Source organism: Pseudomonas fluorescens, assembly GCF_902497785.1.
Taxonomy (GTDB): domain Bacteria; phylum Pseudomonadota; class Gammaproteobacteria; order Pseudomonadales; family Pseudomonadaceae; genus Aquipseudomonas; species Aquipseudomonas fluorescens_BO.
Map to the genome: position 1 here is coordinate 24,556 of NZ_CABVHK010000002.1, position 15,959 is coordinate 40,514.

15 protein-coding genes and 1 pseudogene are annotated in these 15,959 nt (G+C 59.6%); 7 read left to right on the top strand and 9 right to left on the bottom strand.

From position 1 onward, the window contains the following. Nucleotides 1-64: 64 nt before the first annotated feature. The 6 genes from rlmD to F8N62_RS02985 all read right to left on the bottom strand — a co-directional run bounded on the left by rlmD (nucleotide 65) and on the right by F8N62_RS02985 (nucleotide 7,088). Nucleotides 65-1,417 carry a 23S rRNA (uracil(1939)-C(5))-methyltransferase RlmD gene (gene rlmD, locus F8N62_RS02960; protein ID WP_150709565.1) on the bottom strand — a complete coding sequence of 451 codons (1,353 nt, stop codon included), beginning with the start codon at nucleotides 1,415-1,417 and terminating at the stop codon, nucleotides 65-67. Continuing rightward, entirely contained in the window at nucleotides 1,417-2,319 is a 903-nt protein-coding gene (cysM, locus tag F8N62_RS02965) for a cysteine synthase CysM (RefSeq protein WP_150709566.1), read from the bottom strand. The genes rlmD and cysM overlap by 1 nt, the downstream gene beginning before the upstream one ends. A gap of 765 nt (nucleotides 2,320-3,084) precedes the next feature. Continuing rightward, on the bottom strand, nucleotides 3,085-3,606 hold the full coding sequence (locus tag F8N62_RS02970; protein WP_150709567.1) for a hypothetical protein: 522 nt from the start codon (nucleotides 3,604-3,606) through the stop codon (nucleotides 3,085-3,087). 159 nt (nucleotides 3,607-3,765) lie between these two features. Continuing rightward, nucleotides 3,766-4,782, bottom strand: coding sequence for a PDDEXK nuclease domain-containing protein (locus F8N62_RS02975; protein ID WP_150709568.1), 1,017 nt, complete (start codon nucleotides 4,780-4,782; stop codon nucleotides 3,766-3,768). A gap of 172 nt (nucleotides 4,783-4,954) precedes the next feature. Next, entirely contained in the window at nucleotides 4,955-6,379 is a 1,425-nt protein-coding gene (locus F8N62_RS02980; protein ID WP_150709569.1) for a sensor histidine kinase, read from the bottom strand. Further along, nucleotides 6,366-7,088 (bottom strand): response regulator transcription factor, encoded by a 723-nt coding sequence (locus F8N62_RS02985; protein WP_150709570.1) that lies wholly within the window; start codon nucleotides 7,086-7,088, stop codon nucleotides 6,366-6,368. The genes F8N62_RS02980 and F8N62_RS02985 overlap by 14 nt, the downstream gene beginning before the upstream one ends. Nucleotides 7,089-7,301: 213 nt before the next feature. Here F8N62_RS02985 and F8N62_RS02990 point away from each other — a divergent pair. The 4 genes and pseudogenes from F8N62_RS02990 to F8N62_RS03005 all read left to right on the top strand — a co-directional run bounded on the left by F8N62_RS02990 (nucleotide 7,302) and on the right by F8N62_RS03005 (nucleotide 12,149). Further along, nucleotides 7,302-10,054: pseudogene (locus F8N62_RS02990) on the top strand (response regulator). 186 nt (nucleotides 10,055-10,240) lie between these two features. Then, on the top strand, nucleotides 10,241-11,233 hold the full coding sequence (locus tag F8N62_RS02995) for a 2-hydroxyacid dehydrogenase (protein WP_150709571.1): 993 nt from the start codon (nucleotides 10,241-10,243) through the stop codon (nucleotides 11,231-11,233). A gap of 77 nt (nucleotides 11,234-11,310) precedes the next feature. Then, nucleotides 11,311-11,745 (top strand): hypothetical protein, encoded by a 435-nt coding sequence (locus F8N62_RS03000; protein WP_150709572.1) that lies wholly within the window; start codon nucleotides 11,311-11,313, stop codon nucleotides 11,743-11,745. Further along, nucleotides 11,745-12,149 (top strand): META domain-containing protein, encoded by a 405-nt coding sequence (locus tag F8N62_RS03005; RefSeq protein WP_150709573.1) that lies wholly within the window; start codon nucleotides 11,745-11,747, stop codon nucleotides 12,147-12,149. Before F8N62_RS03000 ends, F8N62_RS03005 begins: the two co-directional genes overlap by 1 nt. A 95-nt stretch (nucleotides 12,150-12,244) precedes the next feature. Here F8N62_RS03005 and F8N62_RS03010 read toward each other — a convergent pair whose 3' ends face one another. Further along, the gene (locus F8N62_RS03010) at nucleotides 12,245-12,712 is read right to left on the bottom strand and encodes a TlpA disulfide reductase family protein (RefSeq protein WP_150709574.1); all 468 of its coding nucleotides are present in this window, start codon (nucleotides 12,710-12,712) and stop codon (nucleotides 12,245-12,247) included. 114 nt (nucleotides 12,713-12,826) lie between these two features. On the opposite strand from F8N62_RS03010, the gene arsC reads away from it, so the two are divergent. Genes arsC through F8N62_RS03025 form a run of 3 tightly spaced genes read left to right on the top strand, consistent with a single transcriptional unit; the run spans nucleotide 12,827 to nucleotide 14,200 of the window. Further along, the gene (gene arsC / locus F8N62_RS03015; protein ID WP_150709575.1) at nucleotides 12,827-13,180 is read left to right on the top strand and encodes an arsenate reductase (glutaredoxin); all 354 of its coding nucleotides are present in this window, start codon (nucleotides 12,827-12,829) and stop codon (nucleotides 13,178-13,180) included. Continuing rightward, nucleotides 13,177-13,773, top strand: a complete 597-nt coding sequence (gene wrbA / locus F8N62_RS03020; protein ID WP_150634163.1) for an NAD(P)H:quinone oxidoreductase — start codon at nucleotides 13,177-13,179, stop codon at nucleotides 13,771-13,773. The genes arsC and wrbA overlap by 4 nt, the downstream gene beginning before the upstream one ends. Nucleotide 13,774: 1 nt before the next feature. Beyond that, complete coding sequence (locus tag F8N62_RS03025) at nucleotides 13,775-14,200, top strand: DUF2069 domain-containing protein (RefSeq protein ID WP_150709576.1); 426 nt, start codon at nucleotides 13,775-13,777, stop codon at nucleotides 14,198-14,200. An 84-nt stretch (nucleotides 14,201-14,284) separates the two neighbouring features. Here F8N62_RS03025 and F8N62_RS03030 read toward each other — a convergent pair whose 3' ends face one another. Continuing rightward, a complete protein-coding gene (locus tag F8N62_RS03030; RefSeq protein WP_150709577.1) occupies nucleotides 14,285-14,959 on the bottom strand; it encodes a DNA-3-methyladenine glycosylase I in 675 nt (224 codons plus the stop codon). Between the two features lie 126 nt (nucleotides 14,960-15,085). Beyond that, nucleotides 15,086-15,910: a tRNA 2-thiocytidine(32) synthetase TtcA gene (gene ttcA, locus F8N62_RS03035; protein WP_150709578.1), complete on the bottom strand. Its 825-nt coding sequence runs from the start codon at nucleotides 15,908-15,910 to the stop codon at nucleotides 15,086-15,088. Nucleotides 15,911-15,959 lie beyond the last annotated feature (49 nt).

Genomic DNA, 15,959 nt, shown 5'->3' on the forward strand with positions numbered 1-15,959 from the left:
GAGTGCATTCGCGGGGCCAGGGCGAATGCTGCACGGGCGGGCCAGTCGGACCAGACGAGCCGTCCTAGCTCGCTTCAAATAACGCCATGGCCTCGACATGTGCCGTCTGAGGAAACATATCGAGAATCCCGGCACGTTTTAACCGGTAGCCCTGCTTGATCAATTCCACTGTGTCGCGCGCCAGCGTTGCCGGATTGCACGACACATACACCAACCGTTGCGCGCCAAGCGACTTGAGCTTGCGCACCACCTCGAAAGCGCCGTCACGGGGTGGGTCCAAGAGTACCGCAGAAAAGCCTTCGCGCGCCCATTCGGCATCGGTCAACGGCTGGGACAAATCGGCCTGAAAAAACTTCGCGTTATGCAGGTTGTTGCCAGCAGCATTCGCGGCTGCCCGCTCGACCATGGTCTGCACGCCTTCGACCGCCACCACCTCGCGAACGGTTTTGGCCAGCGGTAAAGCGAAGTTGCCCAAGCCACAGAATAGATCGAGAACGCGTTCACCGGAGGTCGGCTTCAACCAGTCCAGCGCCTGGGCGACCATCGCTTCGTTGACCCCGGCATTGACCTGAATGAAATCGCCGGGGCGGTACGCCAGATTCAAATCCCACTGTTCGAGTCGATAGCCCAGCGCCTGATCGGCATTGACCGGTTGCGGCTCGCCGTCACCGTGCAGCCACAACTGCGCTTCATGGACCACGCAAAAATCCTTGAGGATCGTCAGGTCGGCTTCCGACAACGGCGCCATGTGCCGCAGCAATACCGCCAATGACGAGCCGCTGAACAATTCCACATGCCCCAGCGCCTGAGGTTTGCTCAAGCGGCGCAACATGTCCGGCAAGCCCGTCATGATCGGCTGCAAGGGCTGTACCAGCACCGGGCATTCATTGATCGCGACAATGTCCTGACTGCCTGCCGCGCGGAATCCGACTTCAAGGTTTTTCGCTTTCATGTCCCAGCGCACTGCGATCCGGGCGCGACGGCGGTAAGCGAATTCCGGACCGCTCAACGGCGCTGCCCACTCTTCGGGTTCGACACCGGCGACCTTCGATAATTGCTCGGCGAGCATGCGCTGTTTCAGTGCGAGTTGTTCGTCATGCGGCAGATGTTGCACGCTGCAGCCGCCACAGCGACCTGCGTGCGGACACGGAGCCAGGCGGCGCAATTCGCTGGCCTGGAAAACACGTTCGGTGCGCGCCTCGACCACTTTGCCGTGGGCGCCCAACACCCGCGCCTCGACTTCTTCACCGGCCAATGCGCCGAGAACGAACCAGGTGCGCCCTTCGAAAAACGCGATGCCGCGACCGTCATTGGCCAGGCGCTCGATGCTCAAACGCTGCTTTTTGCCGGTCGGAATTTGTGGGGCCTTGCTGCCGCCGGTGGGCTGGAAGCGCAGGCCTCTCTCGTGCTTGGCCATCAGTAGGGCGCGTCGAAAATGCCGGTCGACAGGTATCGGTCGCCACGGTCGCAAATGATCGCGACGATCACCGCGTTTTCAACTTCTTTGGACAGGCGCAGCATCGCTGCCACGGCGCCGCCCGAAGACACGCCGCAGAAGATGCCTTCTTCGCGCGCCAGACGACGGGTGACGTCCTCGGCTTCGCTTTGCGCCATGTCGACGATGCGGTCCACGCGATCGGCCTGATAGATCTTCGGCAGGTATTCCTGCGGCCAGCGACGGATGCCCGGGATTGCCGAGCCTTCCATCGGTTGCAGGCCGATGATCTGCACGTCGTCGCTTTGCTCTTTCAAGTAGCGCGACACGCCCATGATGGTGCCGGTGGTGCCCATCGAACTGACGAAATGGGTGATGGTGCCCTCGGTCTGGCGCCAGATTTCCGGGCCGGTGGTGGTGTAGTGCGCCTCCGGGTTGTCCCCGTTGGCGAACTGATCCAGCACCTTGCCACGGCCTTCGGCTTCCATTCGCTGAGCGAGGTCACGGGCGCCCTCCATGCCTTCTTCCTGGGTGACCAGAATCAGCTCGGCGCCATAGGCCGTCATCGCCGCCTTGCGCTCGGCGCTGGAGTTGTCCGGCATGATCAGGATCATCTTGTAGCCCTTGATCGCAGCGGCCATCGCCAGGGCGATCCCGGTGTTGCCCGAGGTCGCTTCGATCAGCGTATCGCCGACATGGATCTGCCCGCGCAACTCGGCACGGGTGATCATCGACAGCGCCGGCCGGTCCTTGACCGAACCCGCCGGGTTGTTCCCTTCAAGCTTGAGCAGAAGAGTGTTGCTGGTGGCACCGGGCAAGCGCTGCAAACGGACCAGCGGAGTGTTGCCGACGCAATCGGCGATGGTTGGGTACTGCAAGGTCATGGCGTATTCGCAATCCAGACTGCGGGGGCGCCTATCATACCGGCAAACGTTCGCAGGCCATATCACGCAAAGTGCGGTGCTTATGGCTTATGGGAATAAGGACGACGGGGTGAGCAATCGCTTGATCGAACCTCGCCTTACAGACAAACGACGTCAGAGAGGTAGGAAGAATTCTTTTTCTCCAAAATATCGGGTTTTAAAGACGCGTTCTTCGGACGTTTCACTCAAGGCTTGGAGGTTGGCGTGAACTGGTGGGCAAGGGACTTCACCGATAGTCTTTTTATGCGGGATATCTTTTGAATCCCTACCGCATCACCAACCAACTTTATGATGAGCGTACTTATGAAAGTCCTTATTGCGTTTTCTTTCGCAGGGCTGTTCCTTGCGAGTCAGACCTCAGTAGCATGCACCAGCATTCGTGACACCTACAGCGGCACGGTACCCGCTAACACCGATGTCATTGCTCAAGGGCCCTTTACTATTACGGGTGCAAATGGATGCCGACAAGCCAACATCTCTTCCACTATCACTGCCGTAGGCGCGGGTTCTCCACCGGATCTGTATATTGACAAACTGACAGATTCAACCTGGACCAAGGTCGCCGGGGGTACCGGCAATACTGCCTCAGTGCTTGGCACACTGGGGACTTACAGAATCCGCCACTCGAATACACTAACTGTCGACAGACAGTATTCTGGAAGCACCCGCTACAGCCGATAGACAACAGCAAACCGGCGCCCGAAATTCTTTCGGGCACCGGGTGACTCAAGCTTGAATACTGACAGACAGATCCTTTCTGGTTGAATGCGAAAAATAGGAGAGCGCGTTAATGACTTGATTTGCGCCCTCTAAAGCCTTCAGCACCACCTTGAATGACTCTTGATGAGCGTACATAGGCCAAGTACTGGCATATGCTTGGGTATCCCCCAACATCTGATTGAACATTGCGATCGCATTATATTTGACGTCTTTTTCAGTCTGAAAACCATATTCATCATAGGTCATATTACCGGATATGAATTGCCCGGCGACTCGCCTGTCTATCAATTCAACCTCATAGAGCTTCGATCCGATTTTCGCAAGCTCATTAGTACTTATCGATGTAAAATCATATCCTTTAATCAAATTTTTTAATTCGCCAATCATGGTATCGCTCGTCAGGTTCAATGCCCCGGCAGCGTCCTTTGCATCGGTTATCGTGCGCGCATTTTGTGTCTCGTACGGATTTTTAATAAAATAGGCATCAGCCTGTTTCGACAAGACGGCCGTTCTTATTATGACGTTCATTGATTATCCTTCTTGATTTAAAGCCACAAGTTGAATATCGACTCTTATAATAAGGTCTTGAGCCTTTTGGTTATTTTCAGAAACCTCTTACACACCCACAACTTTTTGAAGTAGGACGCCTCCGACAAGAAAGTAAGAATCCGCCCTATCAATGGTTTTTTACGTCCGCCCAGCAACATTCAAGGCATAGAACTCATGCAGCTTGGCTTGCAACAACTGTTTGTCAGGTAACTGCACCTGGTATTCAGCGACCAGCGCTGGCGACAGGCTGCGGTTAAGGGCGTACTCGACCACCTCGTCTTCTTTGCTGGCACAGAGCAATACACCAATGGCCGGATTTTCGTGGGGTTTGCGCTCATCTCGATCCAGCGCTTCCAGGTAGAAGTTCAGCTTGCCCAGGTACTCCGGCTCAAAACGACCGACCTTGAGCTCGATTGCAACCAGACAGTTGAGCCCACGGTGAAAGAATAAAAGGTCCAGGGCGAAATCCCGCCCGCCTACCTGCAGCGGATACTCCGAGCCAACAAAGCTGAAGTCACGGCCAAGCTCAATCAAGAATTCCTTGAGCCGCGCCAGTAAGCCTTGGTGCAGGTCGGTTTCGGCATGGGCGCCGGGCAGATCCAGAAATTCGACCATGTAGGCGTCGCGGAAGATGTCGAGTGCCAAAGGGTGGCTTTGTTTGAGCGCTGCGGTGGCTTTTGCCGGTTGGGTCACGCTGCGTTCGAACAGTGCGGCTTTGAATTGGCGCTCCAGTTCGCGCGTCGACCACTTTTGCTGAATGGACAGGCGCAGATAGAATTCGCGCTCTTCCGGATGCGTACTCTGGGACAGAATCAGCAGATTGTGGGTCCAAGGCAATTGTGTCAGCAGTGCTGACACTTTTTCATCGCCCCGGTAAGCCTCGTAAAACTGGCGCATACGGAACAGATTGCGCCGGGTAAAACCACGCAATCCCGGTTGAGTTTGAGCCAAGTGATCAGCCAATTGACTGACAACGGAATCACCCCATTCAGCCAGTTCGATCTTGCGACTGATGTAGCCACCCACCTGCCAGTACAGCTCGATCAGCCGGGTATTCACCGCCTGTACTGCCTGCTGCCTGGCACTGTGAATCAGCGTCAGCACTTCATTGAAACGATCGTCGGTAGTGTTGCCGGGAACCTTGGGTGCATTCATGCCAAACTCCTTGCGGATGAATTAAAGCGTGAGCTTAAACCGTCAAGGAAGCTGCAAATTACCGGTGATACCCTTTGGGAAATGTCGTACAGAAACTCCGGAACGCTCCGGCTATATTGGATAGGCGGTTCCCCTTCGCGAGCAGGCTCGCTCCCACAGGGATCTGCGGGGATCACACAATTTGTGGACGGCAAACATCTATTGTGGGAGCGAGCCTGCTCGCGAAGGCGTCATCACTGACAACACCGTCTTCGGCCAATAACCGCATATTCAGCCGCAACCCGGCCCCGGTGTTCTCAGCCCAAAGCCGCCCGCCCTGGCGCTGCACCGCATTCCTCGCAATGCTCAACCCCAACCCGAACCCGCCATCTCCCGGCCGCGAACCATCGAGCCGGGTGAACGGTGAAAAGATTCGCTCCAGATCCTCTTCAGCCACGCCGCCGCCCTCATCCTCCAGCCACAAATGCCAATAACCGCCCTCGCGCCGCCCATCCAGCCGAACCACGCCGCCCTTCGGCGAATGACGAATGGCGTTGCGCAGAATGTTTTCCAGGGCCTGAGCCAGGGTATTGAGATTGCCGCGCACCCAGCAGGAAGAATCCACCAGGCACTGCAACTGATCGGTGGGGCAGCAACTTTCATAGCAGGCGTTTTCCGTGAGCATTTCCCACAGTGCCTGGATCTGGATTGCCTCGTCGGGCAACGGTGAGCGCTCGGTGTCGAGCCAGGCCAGTTGCAGCGTGTCCTCGACCAAGCGCTGCATGCCGTCGACTTCGCGGCCAATGCGTTCGCGCAGTTGCACCAGGCTTTGTTCGCCTTCGCTGGCCACGCGCAAACGGCTCAACGGCGTGCGCAATTCATGGGACAGGTCGCGCAGCAGCTGTTGTTGCAGGGCGACGGTGCTTTGCAGGCGCTCGGACATGTGATCGAACGCGCGACCGAGCTCGCCCAGTTCGTCGGAACGATTGGTGGTGCGCCGTGACAGCCGCACGCCCAACTGATCGGCACGCCAGGCATTGGCCTGCTCGCGCAGTTGATTGAGAGGAACCACCAGCAGTCGATACAACCCCACGCACAGCAGCAACGTGAACAGCCCCGGGATCACGCCGTTGGTGATCACGCGCCAGAACACCCGGTAGCGCCCGGGCATGAAACGCTGGGGCAGTTCGAGGACCAGGCTGCCGACAGACGAGTCGCCCGGAAAGGGTACGCGCAACCATGGCAGGCGTTTTTTGTGAATGGGCCAATCGAGGCCGCGCAGGAATGTCAGGCGCTGGATTTCCGGGTCCGTCAGTGGCTGGCTGCTCAATGACTGCAAATCAGCACCGATGACGCCGGCCCAACCCGCTTCGCGCTGGCGCATTTCCTCCAGCCAGGCATCGACACCGGCATTCTGGCCCTGCTGCCACGCCTGCTCGGCCTCGGCGGCGTAACCGGCCAGAGTGCCTCGCGCCTCATCCGACAGGAACTGATTGCGCTCTTCCATATAGCGCCCCCAGGACCAGCTCAGCCAGATCATCAACAGACAGAACGCCACCAGCAGACAGGCGAGTTTCCAGAACAGTGAATGCCGGCCCGGCAGATCAGCCCACTTCATGGTCGGCACTCAAGACGTAGCCCTTGCCCCAGACAGTGCGCACTTCGCGCTCGCTGTAACCGATCGCTTTGAGTTTGCGACGGATCTGGCTGATGTGCATGTCGAGACTGCGGTCGTGGGCGGCGTAGCCCCGTTGCAGCACGTGCTGATAAAGGAAGGCTTTGCTCAGCACCTCATCGCCGTTGCGATTCAGCGTGTCCAGCAGCCGATATTCGCTGCGGGTCAGGCCGGCCGCATGCGCGCCGTAAAAAACCTCAGACAGCTCATCGTCAAAGCGCAGACTGTCCGCCGCCACGGCAACCGGTTCGATGGCCGGGCGACGATCAAGCGCCACCCGCCGCAGGATCGCTTCGATGCGCACGCGCAATTCGGCCATGCTGAACGGTTTGGGCAAATAGTCATCGGCGCCGAGGCGAAACCCGCTGATGCGGTCCGCCTCGGCCCCCAGTGCCGACATCAGCACCACCGGAGTGGAGTGGCTCTGGCGCAATTGGGTCAACACATTCAAGCCGTTCATCCCTGGCAGCAGGATATCCATCAGCACCACATCGAAGGCTTGTTCCCGGGCAATCGCCAGGCCTTCCTGCCCGTTCTGGCACCAGGTCACCTGGAAACCGCTACGGCCCAGTTGCTCGTGAACATAGGCACCGAGCACCAGATCGTCTTCGATGGAAAGGATGCGGGGATGGCCAACAGAGATGGGAGTCATGAGTATCTGCAAATAATTCTCAGTTGGGGATTATTCAAGATTGCCTGGCCCGGGGCAACCCAAGGTTGGCCCGCAACGCAAAAGTGTCGAACAACCCGACGAATGACGACATCAATTTTACGAAGATTGCCCGCAAGCAAATCGCTACACTGCGCGAGTGGCGCGTGCCGGATGTACGCGCAGTTTCCAAACGGCTGGATGCAGGAGAGAGGCGTGCTCAAGAAACTGGGAATTAAAGGCCGCGTGCTGTTGCTGACCTTGCTTCCAACCAGCCTGATGGCGCTGGTGCTGGGCGGCTATTTTACCTGGATGCAGCTATCCGACCTGCAAACCCAACTCATGCAGCGCGGCGAAATGATCGCCGAACAGCTCGCGCCCCTCGTCGCCCCGGCCATGAGTCACAAAGACAACGATCTGCTGGAGCGCATCGCCACCCAGACCCTGGAAACGCCGGACGTGCGCGCGGTGACCCTCCTCGCCCCGGACCGCACGCTGCTGGCGCATGCCGGCCCGACCATGCTCAATCAGGCGCCGCTGGGCAATGGCTCGCAAATGCTCCGGCGCAGCGGCAACGACGCGACGCGTTATCTGCTGCCGGTGTTCGGCAAGCACCGCAATCTCGCTGGCGACCTGATTCCCGAAGAAGCCGACCGCCTGCTGGGTTGGGTCGAACTTGAACTGTCGCACAACGGCATGCTGCTGCGCGGTTATCGCAGCCTGTTCGCCAGCCTGTTGTTGATCGCCGCGGGCCTCGCCGGGGCGCGTTGCTGGCGTTGCGCATGGGCCGCACGATCAATCGGCCGCTGAGCCAGATCAAGCAAGCGGTGGCGCAACTCAAGGACGGCCAACTGCAAACCCGCCTGCCGCCCCTCGGCAGTCAGGAGCTGGATGAGTTGGCATCCGGCATCAACCGCATGGCCGGCACCCTGCAAAACGCTCAGGAAGAATTGCAGCACAGCATTGATCAGGCCACTGAAGACGTGCGCCAGAACCTTGAAACCATCGAGATCCAGAACATCGAACTGGACCTGGCGCGCAAGGAGGCGTTGGAAGCGAGCCGGATAAAATCCGAATTCCTCGCCAACATGAGCCATGAAATCCGTACGCCGCTCAACGGCATCCTCGGCTTCACCCACCTGCTGCAAAAAAGCGAGCTGACCCCGCGCCAGCTCGATTATCTGGGCACCATCGAAAAGTCCGCCGACAGCCTGCTGGGGATCATCAACGAGATCCTCGACTTCTCGAAAATCGAGGCCGGCAAGCTGGTGCTCGACCATATTCCGTTCAATCTGCGCGACTTGCTCCAGGACACCCTGACCATCCTCGCTCCGGCGGCCCATGCCAAACAGCTGGAACTGGTGAGTCTGGTGTATCGCGACACGCCGCTGTCGCTGGTGGGCGATCCGCTGCGACTCAAGCAGATCCTCACCAACCTGGTGAGCAATGCGATCAAGTTCACCCGCGAAGGCACCATCGTCGCCCGCGCCATGCTCGAAGAAGAGCACGATGACAGCGTGCAGTTGCGCATCAGTATTCAGGACACCGGCATTGGCCTGTCAAACGAAGACGTGCGCGCGCTGTTCCAGGCCTTCAGCCAGGCTGACAACTCGCTGTCGCGGCAACCTGGCGGCACCGGTCTGGGATTGGTGATTTCCAAGCGCTTGATCGAGCAGATGGGCGGCGAGATCGGCGTCGACAGCACGCCGGGCGAAGGGTCGGAATTCTGGATCAGCCTGAGCCTGCCGAAAACCCGCGACGACGCCGAAGACTTGCCGGGCCCGCCACTGCTGGGACGGCGCGTCGCGGTGCTGGAAAATCACGAACTGGCCCGTCAGGCATTGCAGCATCAACTGGAAGACTGCGGCCTCGACGTCACGCCGTTCAACACACTGGAAAGTTTGACCAATGGCGTGACCGGCGCGCATCAGACCGAGCAGGCGATCGACCTGGCGGTGCTCGGCATCACCAGCAACGACATGCCGCCAGAACGCCTCAATCAGCACATCTGGGACCTTGAGCACCTCGGCTGCAAAGTGCTGGTGCTATGCCCGACCACCGAACAGACGCTGTTCCACCTCTCGGTGCCTAACCCGCACAGTCAGCTTCAGGCCAAACCCGCCTGCACCCGCAAGCTGCGTCGGGCCTTGTCCGATCTGGTCAATCCGCGCCAGCAACGCAGTGACCCCGGCGAACCGGTGTCGAGCCGTGCGCCGAAGGTGCTGTGTGTCGACGACAACCCGGCCAATCTGCTGCTGGTGCAAACCCTGCTCGAAGACCTCGGCGCGAAAGTGCTCGCCGTGGAAAGCGGTTACGCCGCCGTCAAAGCGGTGCAGAACGAGACGTTCGATCTGGTGTTGATGGACGTGCAGATGCCCGGCATGGACGGGCGTCAGAGCACCGAAACCATTCGCCTGTGGGAAAGTGAGCGGCATTGCACGCCGCTGCCCATCGTCGCCCTTACCGCCCACGCCATGGCCAACGAGAAACGCGCGCTGCTGCAAAGTGGCATGGACGATTACCTGACCAAACCGATCAGCGAACGGCAACTGGCGCAAGTGGTGCTGAAGTGGACCGGCCTGGCCCTGCGCAATCAGGCGCCGGAGCGATCCAGCGACAGCCACGCCAGCAATCATGAGTTGCAGGTGCTGGACCATGAAGAAGGCTTGCGCCTGGCGGCGGGCAAGGCCGATCTGGCGGCGGACATGCTGGCGATGTTACTGGCGTCGCTGGAAGCCGACCGCGAAGCGATCCGTTGCGCCCGCGAATCCAACGACCACAACGCGTTGATCGAGCGGGTCCATCGTCTGCACGGCGCCACCCGCTACTGCGGCGTGCCGCAACTGCGCGCCGCCTGCCAGCGCAGCGAAACCCTGCTCAAACAACAGGACCCAAAAGCCACCGGCGCGCTGGAGGACCTCGACCGGGCGATCAATCGGCTGGCGGCTCAAGCGCGGATCAATGCTTGATGCAACGCAATGCTTGCCAAATCCCTGTCCGGCGCGACGCCATTCCACTGTGGGAGCTAGCCTGCTCGCGAAGGCGGGGAATCAGGATACGGTGATGTCGCCTGATACTCCGTCTTCGCGAGCAGGCTCGCTCCCACAGTGGATCAGATCTACTCCACAAAATGCGTAAATATCCAGGAGGACCGCATGCGCACCATTCTTTTCAGCAGTCAGACCTACGACCGCGACAGTTTTCTTGGCGCCGACCTTCCCGCCGGTATCGAGCTGCACTTTCAATCGGCGCGGCTGAGCCTGGACACCGTGGCGCTGGCGGAACATCACGAGGTGGTCTGCGCGTTCATTAATGATGACCTCAGCGCCCCCGTGCTCGAACACCTGGCCGCCGGCGGCACGCGCCTGATCGCCTTGCGCTCGGCGGGTTACAACCATGTCGATCTCGCGGCGGCCAAGCTGCTCGGGCTGTCGATCGTGCGGGTTCCGGCCTACTCGCCCCACGCGGTGGCCGAACATGCAGTGGCGCTGATCCTCGCGCTCAATCGCCGTCTGCACCGGGCCTACAACCGCACCCGCGAAGGGGATTTCAGCCTGCACGGGCTGACCGGTTTCGATCTGGTTGGAAAGACGGTTGGCGTGGTCGGCACCGGGCAGATTGGCGCGACCTTCGCGAAAATCATGAACGGTTTCGGCTGCCGGTTACTGGCCTTTGATCCTTATCCCAACCCGCAAGTGGAAGCCCTCGGCGCGCGTTATCTGAGCTTGCCAGAGCTGCTGGCCGAGTCGCAGATCATCAGCCTGCACTGCCCGCTCAACGAGCAGAGCAAACACTTGATCAACCGTGAATCACTGGCGCGCATGCTCCCGGGCGCGATGCTGATCAATACCGGTCGTGGGGGCCTGGTGGACACGCCAGCACTGATCGACGCGTTGAAGGACGGCCAACTGGGTTACCTGGGGCTGGACGTCTATGAAGAAGAGGCGCAGCTGTTCTTCGAAGACCGCTCCGACCTGCCGCTGCAGGACGATGTGCTGGCGCGCCTGCTGACCTTCCCGAACGTGATTGTCACCGCGCACCAGGCCTTCCTGACCCGCGAAGCCCTTGGCGCGATTGCCTCGACAACGTTGCAGAACATTGCAGCGTGGGCCGCAGGCAGCCTGCAAAATCAGGTCGATGCTGGCTGAACCGGATCGAAGGTCATTTCCCTGCGCGGTGCCGCATCGATGTCCGTGCTAGCATGCCGCGCATATTTGGAGGACCCATGGTCGAGCACGATTTCCGCTATAGCCTGATGAACCCGCAACACACCCTCACCGAATGCCGCGCCCTGGTGCCGGGGCGTTATCAAGTCACCGGCAACGGCGGCTCGATTCGCAACAACGACGTGCTGGTCGTGACCCTCAAAGGTGCCAAGGACCTGTCCATGCGCCTGACCGTCGAGACGGTTCGCCACTTGATCAACCCGCCCGGCCAATGGGTGGCGGTGGCCAGTGGTCCGGTGTTCGGCGAACTGGCGATTCACACCTGGAAAGTCAATTGCGACAGCTGCGCCAAGGAGCTGAGCTTCGAGTTTGCGGTCGACGCCAAGTTGGGCAACAAGGCTGAAAAGCCTGCCGCCACGGCGCGGATTACCGAGCTGGGCTGGAAGTCTGTCGGCGAGAAACACCTGTGCCCGAAATGCCAGGAGCCCGCGTAATGAAACGCCTTGCCCTGACCGCGCTGGTCGGCGCCAGCCTCATGGGCTGCGCCGCCGAGCCTGTGCAACTGCAACAGAACCGCAGCTACATTCTGGAATGGATCGGCGAGCGGCCGTTGATGGGTTACAGCCACCTGACCGTCACCCTCGGTGAAGACGGCCGGGCTTATGGCAACGGCGGCTGCAACCACTGGTTTGCGCCGTACACCCTTGAGGGTCACACGTTGACGTTCGGCAAGGTCGGCAGCACGCGCAAAATGTGTGCACCGGCGTTGATGGAACAGGAAAAGCGCTTTCTCCAGGCGTTGGAAAACGTGCAGCGCTGGGATGTTTCGCCGATCGAGCAAATGCGCTTCTGGCCGGCACAAGGCAAGCCGTTGCGTTTGTGGCTTGAAGAGGGTTGAATCCTGAAAAGATCGCAGCCTTCGGCAGCTCCTACATGGGATCGCGTATTTCTGTAGCAGCTGCCAAAGGCTGCGATCTTTCTCTCAAAAGCAGCTCAATTTTTAGCCTGCAACGCCTCAAGCTTCGCCATCACCCCCGCCGCCGTCTGCTCGCCCATCAACTGTTCCCGCACCTTGCCCTTGTTATCGATGATGTACGTCACCGGTAACGCTTCGCTGCGTGGCAATTCGAACACCTCCGCCGGATCCGACGCCAGTACCGTGAACTTGATCCCCAGTTTCTCACTGGCGCTTCTCAGCTCTTCACCCTGCACATTGTCGAAGTTGACCCCGAACACACCGATGTTCTTGCCCTTCAACTGATCGGCCAGCCCGTTCAATTCCGGGATTTCGGTCCGGCACGGGCCACACCATTCGGCCCAGTAATTGAGCACCAGCCATTGCTTGTCCAGACGTTCGGCGGCGACTTTCTGGCCGTTCTGATCGATGCCATAGTCGTTGCCGCAGCCCCCCAGCATCAGCGCCCCGAAGATCGCCAATGCCGCTGCCAGTCGCCTTGTCATGTCATTTTCCTTGTTCAGAATTGATTGCGCCTGCGACCCATCGCCTCCCAAGGTTCTGGATTACGCGCTGCACAGTTAGAATAGCCGTCACCTTACGCAAGATGCGACCCGCACATGACCGATCTGACGCTTTATCACAACCCGCGCTGCTCGAAATCCCGCGGTGCGCTCGAACTGCTCGAAGCCCGTGGCCTGACCCCGACCGTGGTCCGCTACCTCGACACGCCCCTTGACGCCGCGCAACTGCAGAGCCTGCTGAAAAAACTCGGCATCGGCGCGCGTCAGTTGCTGCGCAGCGGTGAGGAAGAGTACAAAACCCTCAACCTCGCGGACGCCAATCTGAGCGAGGCGCAATTGATCGCGGCCATCGCTGCTCACCCGAAACTCATGGAGCGACCGATCCTCGAAGCCGGTGACAAAGCCATCATCGGCCGTCCGCCGGAGAACGTGCTGGAGTTGCTGCCGTGAGCGCGCCGTACATTCTGGTTTTGTATTACAGCCGCAGCGGCTCGACCAATGAGATGGCCCGGCAGATTGCCCGGGGTGTCGAGCAGTCCGGGATGGAAGCGCGGCTGCGCACCGTGCCGGCGATCTCCACCGAGTGTGAAGCGGTGTCGCCGGACATTCCGGACGAAGGTGCGCTGTACGCCAGCCTCGACGACCTGAAGAATTGTGCGGGCCTGGCCCTCGGCAGCCCGACGCGTTTCGGCAACATGGCCGCGCCGCTGAAATACTTCCTCGATGGCACCAGCAACCTGTGGCTCACCGGCGCACTGGTGGGCAAACCGGCCGGCGTGTTCACCTCCACCGCGAGCCTGCACGGCGGTCAGGAAACCACGTTGTTGTCGATGATGTTGCCGCTGTTGCACCACGGAATGCTGATCACCGGCTTGCCTTACAGTGAATCGGCCTTGCTGGAAACCCGTGGCGGCGGCACGCCGTACGGCGCCAGCCATCACGCCGGGGCCGACGGCAAACTCGGCCTGAATGAACACGAAGTGGCGCTGTGCCGGGCCTTGGGCCTGCGCCTGGCGAAGACCGCACAAAAGTTGGTGAGCTGAGATGGCGAAAAAGCCAAAGGTACTGCCTTCCATTGAATGGCTCGAACCGCGAGTGCGGTCGATGCGCGTGATCAGCCTGCTGTGCTACCTCGGTCTGGTGGGACTGCTCTGCGCCTATTACCTGGTGTTTGCCGACCTGCATGGCGCGCGGCCGTGGGTGATTCTGCTGATCGAACTGGTGCCGCTGCTGATCTTGGCGCCGGGGATGATGATGGGCAGCGCGCGCGGGCATTCGTGGATGTGTTTTGTGGTGAACCTGTATTTCATCAAGGGCGCGTTGGCGGCGTACGACCCGAACCGGCAGCTGTTTGGTTTGCTGGAGATGGGGGCGAGTCTGGCGGTGTTTTGCTCGGCGTTGATGTATGTGCGGTGGCGATTTCAGTTGAATCGCAAATTGGCTGGCGAGGGCGAGATTTCCGCCGCCTGATAAGAAAAGATCGCAGCCTTCGGCAGCTCCTACCGGGATCGCGTAGTCCTGTAGGAGCTGCCGAAGGCTGCGATCTTTTTTGCTTCAATGATTGACGGTGTACGCCAGCATCATCGAAATCTGGCTCATCGGCCGACCGCCGCTCTGTTCATGCCACTGATTAAACACCTCCTGGACCAGCGCCAGATCTCGCAGACTGGTCGGCACCTTGTCCACGATCTTCTGCGCATTCAACCCCGCCACCACGTCGTAGCTCGGCACAAAGGTGTCCTTGCCGACCATCCGCAAAAACCGCGGTGCCGACAGCCCGCCCAATTGATGGCCGCGCTTTTTCAGGTAGGTCCACAAGCCGACAATATCGGTCACTGGCCAATCGGCGATCAACGCGCCGAAGCTGCCTCTTTCATGTGCCTCGTCGAGGATGAACTGCGCATTGCGCGGCACGCTCTTGAGCTTGCCCAGGTGGCGGATGATCCGTGCGTCCTGCATCAGGCGCTCCAGGTGTTCGGCGCTCATCAGCACCACTTTTTCCGGGTCGAACCTGAAAAACACTTCTTCGAACGACGGCCACTTGGCGTCCACCAGACTGTGTTTGAGCCCGGCGCGGAACACACGCAGCGCCATGGTCGAGAGGTAGCGGTCGTCGCTGATCTTGCGCAATTGCGCCGGGGTCTTGGGAACGGGCAGATGGGCTTCCAGTTCAGCCGCCGAACCGAAGCGGTTCAGACAGTATTCGTGCAGCCACTTGTAATCGCGCATGCCCTCTCCTGAGGAATAAAAAAGAAATGTGGGAGCGAGCTCGCTCGCGATGGCGGTGTGTCAGTCAATTATGTTGAGACTGACAGGACGCTATCGCGAGCAAGCTCGCTCCCACAGTGTTTGCATTTACAGGTTCACTACATTGACAAAGCGCGAAGCCGCGGTTTCGTCAATTTTCAGGCTGGTGAAATCAAACAGGTTGCGGTCCGCCAGTTGCGACGGGATCACGTTCTGCAAGCTGCGGAAAATGCTTTCGGTGCGGCCTGGCGTCTTGCGCTCCCAGTCTTGCAGCATGTCCTTGACCACCTGACGCTGCAGGTTTTCCTGCGAGCCGCAGAGGTTGCACGGGATGATTGGGAATTGCTTGAGGTCCGAGTAGGCCTGAATGTCTTTTTCGTTGCAGTAGGCCAGCGGGCGGATCACCACGTTGCGGCCGTCGTCGGCGCGCAGTTTAGGCGGCATGGCCTTGAGCGAGCCGTTGAAGAACATATTGAGGAAGAACGTCTCGACAATGTCGTCGCGGTGATGACCGAGGGCCATTTTGGTCGCGCCGATCTGGTCGGCAAAGGTGTACAGCGTGCCACGACGCAAGCGTGAGCACAGCGAGCAAGTGGTCTTGCCTTCCGGAATCAGCTCTTTGACCACCGAGTAGGTGTCTTTCTCGACGATGTGGTACTCGATCCCCAACGCTTTCAGGTACGCCGGCAGCACATCCTCGGGAAAACCCGGCTGCTTCTGGTCCATGTTCACGGCCACGAGCTCAAACTTGATCGGGGCGACCTTCTGCAAGTGCATCAGCACATCGAGCAAGGTGTAGCTGTCCTTGCCACCGGACAGGCAGACCATGACCTTGTCGCCGTCTTCAATCATGTTGAAATCGGCAATAGCCTCGCCGGCCTGGCGGCGAAGGCGCTTTTGCAGTTTGTTCTGATTGACCGTGAGAGTGCCCATGACGCGAATCCGTAGGTGTGACGAAAAGACCGGCATTTTACGCAAAAAC